The organism is Roseovarius sp. W115 (assembly GCF_032842945.2).
Classification (GTDB): Bacteria; Pseudomonadota; Alphaproteobacteria; order Rhodobacterales; family Rhodobacteraceae; genus Roseovarius; species Roseovarius rhodophyticola.
The window spans coordinates 3,603,746-3,612,961 of the sequence record NZ_CP146606.1 but is presented as its reverse complement, the minus strand read 5'-3'; the positions used below and the strand labels follow the sequence as shown (position 1 = coordinate 3,612,961).

The 9,216-nt window shown below is 56.9% G+C and carries 8 protein-coding genes and 2 pseudogenes; 4 read left to right on the top strand and 6 right to left on the bottom strand.

The window, feature by feature from the left end:
* Positions 1-610: 610 nt before the first annotated feature.
* The 5 genes and pseudogenes from RZS32_RS18375 to cobA all read right to left on the bottom strand — a co-directional run bounded on the left by RZS32_RS18375 (position 611) and on the right by cobA (position 5,263).
* A complete protein-coding gene (locus RZS32_RS18375; protein ID WP_317054992.1) occupies positions 611-1,003 on the bottom strand; it encodes a hypothetical protein in 393 nt (130 codons plus the stop codon).
* A 192-nt stretch (positions 1,004-1,195) separates the two neighbouring features.
* A complete protein-coding gene (locus RZS32_RS18370; RefSeq protein ID WP_317054991.1) occupies positions 1,196-1,588 on the bottom strand; it encodes a DUF6960 family protein in 393 nt (130 codons plus the stop codon).
* Between the two features lie 217 nt (positions 1,589-1,805).
* Positions 1,806-3,030 (bottom strand): annotated as a pseudogene (locus tag RZS32_RS18365) (MFS transporter).
* A gap of 39 nt (positions 3,031-3,069) precedes the next feature.
* Complete coding sequence (locus RZS32_RS18360; protein ID WP_317057823.1) at positions 3,070-4,341, bottom strand: cobyrinate a,c-diamide synthase; 1,272 nt, start codon at positions 4,339-4,341, stop codon at positions 3,070-3,072.
* Positions 4,342-4,411: 70 nt separating this feature from the next.
* Positions 4,412-5,263: a uroporphyrinogen-III C-methyltransferase gene (gene cobA, locus RZS32_RS18355; RefSeq protein WP_317054989.1), complete on the bottom strand. Its 852-nt coding sequence runs from the start codon at positions 5,261-5,263 to the stop codon at positions 4,412-4,414.
* Between the two features lie 129 nt (positions 5,264-5,392).
* Between cobA and RZS32_RS18350 the strand changes: the two are divergent.
* The 3 genes and pseudogenes from RZS32_RS18350 to RZS32_RS18340 all read left to right on the top strand — a co-directional run bounded on the left by RZS32_RS18350 (position 5,393) and on the right by RZS32_RS18340 (position 7,798).
* Positions 5,393-6,450: pseudogene (locus RZS32_RS18350) on the top strand (cobalt-precorrin-5B (C(1))-methyltransferase).
* Entirely contained in the window at positions 6,447-7,175 is a 729-nt protein-coding gene (locus tag RZS32_RS18345) for a cobalt-precorrin-6A reductase (protein WP_317054987.1), read from the top strand. The pseudogene RZS32_RS18350 and the gene RZS32_RS18345 overlap by 4 nt, the downstream one beginning before the upstream one ends.
* The gene (locus tag RZS32_RS18340) at positions 7,172-7,798 is read left to right on the top strand and encodes a DNA-3-methyladenine glycosylase family protein (protein WP_317057822.1); all 627 of its coding nucleotides are present in this window, start codon (positions 7,172-7,174) and stop codon (positions 7,796-7,798) included. Before RZS32_RS18345 ends, RZS32_RS18340 begins: the two co-directional genes overlap by 4 nt.
* Before the next feature lie 103 nt (positions 7,799-7,901).
* Here the strand turns inward: RZS32_RS18340 and RZS32_RS18335 are convergent, their stop codons facing one another.
* Positions 7,902-8,378: a YHS domain-containing (seleno)protein gene (locus RZS32_RS18335; RefSeq protein ID WP_317054986.1), complete on the bottom strand. Its 477-nt coding sequence runs from the start codon at positions 8,376-8,378 to the stop codon at positions 7,902-7,904.
* Between the two features lie 224 nt (positions 8,379-8,602).
* On the opposite strand from RZS32_RS18335, the gene RZS32_RS18330 reads away from it, so the two are divergent.
* Positions 8,603-9,106 (top strand): TetR/AcrR family transcriptional regulator, encoded by a 504-nt coding sequence (locus RZS32_RS18330; protein ID WP_317054985.1) that lies wholly within the window; start codon positions 8,603-8,605, stop codon positions 9,104-9,106.
* Positions 9,107-9,216: the final 110 nt, after the last annotated feature.

The window sequence follows — 9,216 nt, the reverse complement described above, 5'->3', positions numbered from 1 at the left end:
GTTCAATTGGTAATCAAAAATCGCACCGTTGGTTTCTGACGCCCATTTCTCTTTAGAATAGTCCTCAAAGAATGGTTGATAGCCATCAATGTTGAAATCTTGACAAATCTCATAGTCCAGAAACCGCACCCGGCATTTACCACACATTATTGCCAACTCCCTATGAATTCTTCAGGCGTAACGACTGCTGATCTGCCATCAGAGAGTACAATGTCCAGTCTTTGCATTCCCATAGCTTCAACCTACGAAGGCAAATGACTCTGGCAGGAGCTGCAAGCGATATTGTGAACATGCATGGTCAGATTTGACGGCATGCTACCCCTGTATCCTGATAAATCTTCATTAGTGTGTTGGCTTCCGCATGGTACAATATCATCCGTTAAAAATTGCCGGCTCTGCCAGCTGGAACTTGAAGAGTTTGCTCCCATTGCTGAGATAGCGCTACATCCGCATCTGATAAGACTTGCCAAACGTCACCCAGCAATCGGGTCGATATCTCAATAAATCAGCTAATAATTCAAAATGCCTTATTTGCAAAAAACGTTACTTCCTCCCAATGCTCGATCAAAATTTTCAAACAAAGTCTCTACGCGAGAAAGCAGCAACCAAACTAAACGATTTCAATACAAACGTTATCATCCTCAAATCGAAGCTTCAGATTTTTCTCATGGAGATCAAATATCAGTGAAGTTACTTCTGCTTCCTCGACCATGCGCACGCCTTTAATTTCTTCGGACCCGTCAACCTTGCCATTCGCGGCAATTAATATCGGAGCGACGAAAGAGAACCCAATTTTGTCGTCGAAATAAAGTCGTTCGAAAATATTTGAACTGTATTTTATTTTGCCATTTCCATCTGATGAAATTTCAAGCCATCCAGAACTGCCCGAGTGTAAGATAATCGAAATTGGATCGCTTATCACGCCATCCTGACCACAAAAAAACACAGCGTGCACCGCCGATGTTCTTTCTCCTTCAACACCTTTTAAGAGTTCCAGGTTCATTGCCCAAACGCCCTGCGCACATTTGCATTTGTTACACCATTCTGAAGAACAGTTACAAATTCTCCCCCGAGCGAGGTGACAACAACATCGCTGCCTTTTACGTAGAACAACACTTCTCGTCGTCCACTAGCACGCGTAGGGCGGGCAATTTCCCCACCTATTTGTAACGCTGGGTATCGATGGAAAGACTGCTCACCCTACTTGCTTTTCCAGGTCCTCAGGCCAATACCGCTTGCTTTTCAACTTACCTGCCACTTTCAGTCCATACATTGGCTTCTTCTCTTTGAAATGCCAGCTAATGCCCACGATTAACCCAACGTAGTCCCGACCCACAACCGACACGGTTTCACCAATTTCAAAACGCCAAGGCTTTTCGGGCTTTATCAAGATCAAAGCTTCTGGGCGCACACGGAACTTCTCACTACCCGCGCCGATCACTGTGTACTCTCCATCGTCCGCCAAAACGTTGAAGACAACACCGTAAGGATTGAAGCTTCTCACGCGCTCCAAATCTTCCGGATGAATTAAATGCGCTCCACACTCTTCGAACCAAGAGAAAAGCGCCCATGTGATTTCATCAGCCATCAGTCAGTGCATATGCTTAATATCCTTGGAAGTCATTATGGAAACTGTTGCTCGGTAATTTGAGGGAGGCATTTTTCAAATCCTGAAGCGATCCACTGCTTGGTCGGAAGCGGTTTGGGCTGATGGTGAAGGCGATGACGGGACGGTGGTAGGGTGGGCAATATTGCCCACCCATGCGTGGCGATGGTTTTCGGTGGGCAGACTGCCCACCCTACGTCTACCCCCGAACCTCCTCCGGCCTTAACACCAGCCAAATCAGCGCGCCGCCTGCCAGTGTCAGGAAGGGCACCATGGCGAGGTTCACCGAGAGCCACCCCACCTCCGGCGCGCCACCGGTGCAGTTCATCAACCCGCCTGAGGACAGCGAGGCCAGCGTCACGCCGCCAAACACGATCAGGTCATTCATCCCCTGCATGCGGCCCCGCTCATGCGGCTCATGCGCACCGGCCAGCATCGTGGTTGCCCCGATGAAACCGAAATTCCACCCCAGACCCAGCAGGATCAAAGCGATAAAGAAATTCTCAAGTTCCACGCCCTGCATGGCCACGGCACCTGCGCAGGCGAGGATCACCAGACCCGCACCCATGATCTTTTCCACCCCAAACCGCGCAATCAGGTGGCCGGTGTAAAACGATGGTGCAAACATCGCGAGCACATGGCCCGTGACCACGTCCGCGGCGTTATTCTGCGAAAAGCCACAGCCGACAACGGCCAGCGGTGTGGACGTCATGACGAGGTTCATCAAGGCGTAAGACACCGTGGCACAGATCACCGCCACAGCGATGCGCGGTGTGGTCAAAAGCTCCCACCGGCTGCGGCCCTTGGGGCTGTCTTGGGTGATAGGGGCGGGTTTCGGGATGTCGAGAAACAGAAACAGAAACGCGCCGATGAGGTTGATGGCGATGACCGCGAAATACGTGCCAAGGAAAGGGATCACCATCGCACCCGCCGTTACCTTCACAAGCTGTGGCCCGATGATGGCGCTCGCCAGCCCCGGCCATAACATAGGAAATCGCCTTGGGCTTGAAACTGTCGCTCGCGGTGTCGGCGGCGGCAAAGCGGTAGAACCCTTGCGCCGACATATAGATGCCGGTCATGAAGCTGCCGATGAGGTAAATGGGGAAGGAGGCGACATAGAGGCCGTAGGCTGCGACAGACGCGCCCAAAGCGCCCCCCATGGCGCCGATGAGAAACCCGGCCCGGCGCCCAAAGCGCTGCATCGCCATGGAGAGGGGGTTGGCCGACACCATCGACCCCAGAACGATGAGGGAAATGGGTAGGGTGGCAAAACAGATATTGCTGGCCAGCGTTTGCCCGGCCAGACCGCCCACCACAAAAATCATCGCCATCTGCGCGCCCAGGAACGCCTGCGCGAAGACCAGCACCCAGACATTGCGCTTGGCGCGGCTGTCATCGACAGGTGTGATCACGGCATCAGTCATGGTTCTGTGCTAGACCTCTTTAGGCGCCCCCACAAGGGCTCACTCCGCCGCATCAATGATATGCGCAAATGAGCCATGCACACGGCCCTGGCTTAGGCCCATATCGGGCAGGGCGGTGCCCTCGGCATCTGTGGCGGAAAAGAGCGGCGTGCCTTGCGCCTTCAGCGTTGAGGCGTAGTGGAATTCATGCGCGGTGTAGCGTCCCCTAAACGGGCCGGATTTTGCGGTCAGATGGCGGTAGCCTAGATGCAGCTTGCGGGCGGCAAAGGAGGTCTCTAACGGCAAAAGCCCGGCCATGGCGTGATGCTGGCCATCCGCATCAACCAAGCCCTCCCCAAGCACCATATAACCGCCGCATTCACCATAAATATCAGAGTGTTCAGCAGCATTCCTCAAGCTCGTGAGAAACCTGTCTGCTGTCGCCAGCCGACCGGCATGAAGCTCTGGATAACCGCCGGGTAGAAAGACGAACTCTGCCTTCGGCACGGCTTCGTCGGCCAAAGGCGAAAAGACCTTGATCTCAGCGCCCGCGGCCCGCCAATCGGCCAGCATATGCGGATAGGCAAAGGCAAAGGCCTGATCCTGTGCCACCGCAATCACCTGTGCGGGGGGCGTAAGGCCCTTTGCAAGCCGTGCATTAGGTAGATCAGCACTCAACCCCAACAGAGTCTCCTGATCCAAACTGCCCGCCAAAGCCTCCGCGGCCCGGTCCAGAAACGCCTCCAAGTCAGCGCGTTCGCCGGCCTGCACCAAGCCAAGATGGCGGGATGGCATGGCAAGGTCTGCATCCCGGCGCAGCGCTGCCAGGACTGGCAGGCCCAAAGGCTGAAGCGCCCGGCGCAACATCATCTCGTGCCGATCACTGCCCACATTGTTGAGGATCACCGCCGCCACACACACATTAGGATCATGGCCCACAAACCCTGCCACAAGCGGTGCAACCGATCCCGCCTGTTTGCCCGCATCCACCACCAGTACAACCGGCAAACCGAGCATCCGGGCCAGATCGGCCACGGCCCCTTTGCCCTCAGGTGGCGCGCCATCGAAAAGCCCCATCGCGCCCTCAACGATCAAAAGCCCGTCGCCTACCGCAAGCGTTTTGATCCGGTCCGGCGTCATCGCCCAGGCATCGAGGTTCATGCAAACCTTGCCTGATGCGGCCTCATGAAATTTGGGATCTATGTAGTCCGGCCCGGACTTGGCCCCGCGCACTGGCACAGCTTGACGCGCCAAATGCCGCAGCAAGGCCAGCGTCACTGTTGTCTTGCCACTGCCAGAGGCCGGGGCTGCAATGATCAGCCCTTGGCCCATGCGCCCAGGTCTTTCACTGTTCCCAAAATACTCAAGTCCTTCGCAGGACACACGCGCATCGCCATGAAACTCAAGCGCTTTCCGCCGGTCGCCCCCGGCCCAGGGGATCAAGGTCGCGTGGCGGTTGCCCGTCGATCATCGCCTGCCAGTCGAGGGCCTGACGCATCAGCACCGAGCGCCCAACGCAGAGGATTGCAGGCGGCTCCAGCCCGCTGTCTTCGATGTCTTTTGCCATCGCGCCCAGCGTCGTCTCCAGCACCTGCTGATCACGCGTCGTGGCCGAACACACCACAGCACAGGGCTCATCCGCATCCCGCCCCGCATCAAGCAAGGCGGACGTGATGGGGCCTGCGTGTTTCATGCCCATATAGATCACGATCACCTGACTGCCTTCGGAGATGGCGCGCCAGTTGAGCGAACTTGGCGTTTGGCCCGATTGGTCATGGCCGGTGACAAAGGTCACCGATTGATTCACATCGCGGTGGGTGACGGGAATACCGGCATAAGCCAGCCCGCCAATGCCTGCGCTGATGCCGGGAATAATGCGAAGGGGCACACCGTGTTGCACCAGCGTCTGCGCTTCTTCGCCGCCGCGGCCAAAGACAAAAGGATCGCCGCCCTTGAGGCGCAGTACCCGTTTGCCCGCTTTGGCCAAATCGACCAGCCGCAGGGAAATGTCGCGCTGCTTGGCAGAGGGCTTGCCGCCCCGTTTGCCTGCATAGATATGCTCAGCCTGCGGCGCCCAGTCGAGTATGCGGTCCTCTACCAGCGCGTCATAGACCACCACATCGGCCTGACGCAGCGCATTGAGCGCGTGCAGCGTCAACAACCCCGGGTCGCCGGGACCCGCCCCGCATAGCCACACCCAGCCGGGCGAAAGCTCGGGCCAATCGGTCTCAGGCAGGGTCACAGACTCAGTCATGTCTCTTCTATGCCGGGCTTTGGCGCCGCTTGAAAGCCCTGGAACGACCGGTTGCACACTAAGAGGCGACATTCGCGGAGTAATTTGGCCGTTGGCGCGGGCGCAGGCCGTGCCTATAGTCCGCGCGATATGGCTCGCAAACCCGATGGACCTTTGCGCCGTGGCTGGACCACAGGCGCCTGCGCCACCGCCGCCACCAAGGCGGCGTTGATGGGGCTGTGGGGGGCAGGGCGGCCCGATACGGTGGGCATCACGCTGCCCGGTGGAGAGCAGCCAGAGTTTGCACTGTCCCACTGGGCGGAGGGTTCAGATTGGGCCGAGGCCGGGATCATCAAGGATGCCGGCGACGACCCGGATGTCACGCACGGGGCCGAGCTGCGCGCCCGTGTCAGCGCCTCATCGGGTGGCGTGGTGTTTCGCGCAGGGGAGGGCGTGGGCACCGTGACAATGCCGGGGCTGCCGATTCCGCCGGGGGAACCTGCGATCAATCCGGTGCCGCGGCAGATGATGAGCGAGGTCGTTGAGCAGATGGCTGCGCGAACAGGCAATGCACCAGATATTGAGATTACCGTATCTATACCCGGTGGAGCGGCGTTGGCGCAGAAAACATGGAATCCCCGCCTTGGCGTCAAAGGGGGCTGTCGATCCTTGGCACGACGGGCATCGTGCGCCCCTTTTCCTGCGCTGCCTGGATTGCCTCGATCCATCGTGGCATCGACGTGGCGCGTGAAACGGGCCTCACACATGTGGCAGGCTGCACCGGGGCCACCAGCGAGAAGGCGGTTCAGGCGCTCTACGACCTGCCCGACCACGCGATGTTGGATATGGGCGATTTTGCAGGTGGTTTGCTCAAGTACCTCGCCAAACATCCCGTTCCGCATATCACCATTGGTGGCGGCATCGGCAAGATGACCAAGCTGGCCCAAGGTGCGCGTGATCTGCATTCAGGACGCAGTCAGGTGGATTTTGATGGCTTGGCCGGTATACTTGGAAAACCTGAACTGTCTGGCATGAATACAGCGCTGCAAGTTTATGAAACTGTTGGGAAAGAGATGGCCGAATGGATTGCGTCTTCAGCCTGTGAACAGGTGCAATCCATGCTCCCCGATACGGTTTCTTGCGATGCTGTGGTCATAGATCGGCAAGGCGATATCATTGCGCGCGCAGGGCAGAGGCCGGGATCATGACGCTTTTGCTTTTGGCCGGAACCGGCGAGGCCAAGATCATCGCCCAGGCTTTGCACGACAAAGGCATCAAGGCACGTGCCTCGCTTGCCGGAGCCACCCGTGCACCGAGCCCTCTGGCGATTCCAACAGATAGCGGCGGGTTTGGCGGAGAGACTGGATTTAAGTCTTACCTGCAAGCACATGATATTAAGTCCGTTTTGGACGCCACACATCCTTTTGCTGATCGCATCTCACACCGGTCTGAACGTATCTGTCGCGAGCAGAACATACCCTATTGTCAGCTCCTGCGCCCGGCATGGACGCCACAGCCCGGAGACGACTGGATTTGTCTGGACCGTGAGGAAGAGGCGGCAACGCATATTCCGGATGGGTCCACCGTTTTCCTGGCCACCGGGCGGCAAACCTTGTTGCGGTTTGAGAACCTGGCAAACTGCACGCTCATCTGCCGCCAGATTGATCCCCCCGATGGTCCGTTTCCCTTTCCCAATGGGCGCTACTGCATCGGACGCCCGCCGTTTTCCTTTGATGATGAAGTCCGTCTTTTCAAAGAGTTGGGGGTCGAGTGGCTGATCGTCAAAAACGCCGGGGGTACCATCCCTCGCACCAAGCTTGAGGCCGCACGCCATCTGGGCATTCGCGTGATCATGCTCAATCGCCCGGTGCAGCCCGACGCCAAACGCGTGACGACCGTCGAAGAGGCGTTGGCATGGGTGCAAAACCTATGAAAGACCGCATTATCCAGACATCCGACGATGTGGAAGAGGGGGTTCAGGAACTATGTAAAATCTGCCCTCGCATGGCCTATGCCTATGCTCAGACCGGGGCATTGCCGCTCCGGCGTAAACCGGATGGGTTTGCCGAGCTTCTTAGTGCGATTGTCAGCCAACAGGTGAGCGTGGCTTCGGCGCAGGCCATCTGGGGACGTATGAAAGACGCGGGCCTGACAGGGCCACGCAAGGTCAAGTGGGCCAGTGATGACGCTCTGCGCGCCGTGGGCCTCAGCCGTCAGAAAATCCGATATGCCCGCGCGCTCTCGCAGGCCGGGATTGACTATCGCGCCTTGAGAGACGCGCCGACGCCGGAGGTGATTGCAACATTGACAGATGTGCCCGGGATCGGTGTGTGGACCGCGGAGATCTACGCCATGTTCTCGCTTGGCGGTGCAGATATCTTTGCGCCGGGAGACCTGGCCCTGCAAGAGGCGGCACGGGTGCTTTACAATTTGCCAGAGCGTCCCAAGGAGAGGGCTCTGCGGGACATGGCTCAGGCCTGGTCGCCTTGGAGATCAGTGGCAGCTCGGCAGCTTTGGGCGTTCTACCGGGTTGTCAAGAACCGAGAGGGTATCTGACGCCGGATCAAGGCTTTGGTGTCCTGAAGCGATTGCTCGAACTGAGACGAACCGCTTCAGGCTTAGAGGTCATGCGGCATAACCCGCATCACGTCTCTTTTGTTCAGAGATCTTTAGGAGCTTTGTTCTTGATCTCGGGCCAGTTGGCATCCGCGTTTGCGCCGTTGCCGGACACATCCTTGCTATATCCTTCCAAAGCCGCAGGATAGGAGTAGACAGACAGCTTGCCGTCATCGACGCGGAACAATGTTGGGTCGCCATCAAGCTTCTTGCCGAGTGCTGCACCCATGCGGCAGAAACCGCCATGTTGAGGGGCATATTTGGCAGGGTCTGCTTTGAATGTTTCCATGTTTTCCGCAGATGAAAAGCGATAGATGGCGCCTTCATGCTCGGCGGAATATTTCTCGCTGCCCAGTACGGGCTTGCCCACTGTGAAATAGGCGACGGGGTCATGGCTTTTCAGCGCGATCTTGGCAGCACTGACATTGACCGGTGCGGTTGAGGTGATGTCATAGGCGACCGCGGGGCTGGATGCGGCAAATGAAAGGGCGAGGCCAAATGCAATCAGTGTCTTTTTCATGAGTAAATCTCCATTTTTAGCGGGTCATGTTGTTTGGGTGCGAATGCTTGGGAAGCACGTTGCGAATGTCATATGAGATCAAAGTGACCGAATGGTCAACAACTCAATGAGCCGAACACGGTTTTGTGAATTGTTGATCACTTGGTCAACATGGGCTATAGGATGCACAAGATGAAGCGCTGGCCTATGCCAGCCTTAAGCAGAGATTGTAAACGTACGAAACCATGGCACGCCCGTATTCATTTGACCCAGACGTCGCACTTGACGCGGCCATGCATGTTTTCTGGCGGGCTGGATATGATTTGGCGAGCTTGTCAGACTTGCAAAGCGCCATGGGCATTCAACGAGGGTCTTTATACCAGGAATTCGGGTCGAAGAAAAAACTGTTTCTCAAGGCGCTTGCGCTTTATGTGACAAAATTCGTTGATCCCGGAATTGATGTGCTGACCCGGTCCGGCGATACAGGTCAGGACCGCATCAGGCGCTTTTTTGACATGGTCCCGTCTGATGAGGCACGCGGTTGTTTGTTGTGCAATTCAGCAGCAGGTGCGGCCGGCACAGATGATGATGTACGTCATGCCATTGCTGAACAGTTGGAACGTCTGCGCAAGGCGTTCGATAGCGCTCTCGTCGAAGACTACATGGACCAAACTGAGCGGCGGGAAAAAGCCGAAGGGCTTACGCAATTGTATATTGGAAAACGTGTCGAAGCCCGGGCCCTGCTTTGATACAAGATGAATACTCTTTCGGGGACATCAAGACAACGGGCGCTGATCTCACAAAGAAGCTGGCAACGCTATAGCTGGTTCGAGAAGCGTTTTTGGCATTGCAAATCCAC

Excerpts from the sequence above, each read along its gene's own strand:
- RZS32_RS18375 (WP_317054992.1), bottom strand. The coding sequence starts at position 1,003 with ATGAACCTGGAACTCTTAAAAGGTGTTGAAGGAGAAAGAACATCGGCG.
- RZS32_RS18370 (WP_317054991.1), bottom strand. The coding sequence starts at position 1,588 with ATGGCTGATGAAATCACATGGGCGCTTTTCTCTTGGTTCGAAGAGTGT.
- RZS32_RS18360 (WP_317057823.1), bottom strand. The coding sequence starts at position 4,341 with ATGGGCCAAGGGCTGATCATTGCAGCCCCGGCCTCTGGCAGTGGCAAG.
- cobA (WP_317054989.1), bottom strand. The coding sequence starts at position 5,263 with ATGACTGAGTCTGTGACCCTGCCTGAGACCGATTGGCCCGAGCTTTCG.
- RZS32_RS18345 (WP_317054987.1), top strand. The coding sequence starts at position 6,447 with ATGACGCTTTTGCTTTTGGCCGGAACCGGCGAGGCCAAGATCATCGCC.
- RZS32_RS18340 (WP_317057822.1), top strand. The coding sequence starts at position 7,172 with ATGAAAGACCGCATTATCCAGACATCCGACGATGTGGAAGAGGGGGTT.
- RZS32_RS18335 (WP_317054986.1), bottom strand. The coding sequence starts at position 8,378 with ATGAAAAAGACACTGATTGCATTTGGCCTCGCCCTTTCATTTGCCGCA.
- RZS32_RS18330 (WP_317054985.1), top strand. The coding sequence starts at position 8,603 with ATGGCACGCCCGTATTCATTTGACCCAGACGTCGCACTTGACGCGGCC.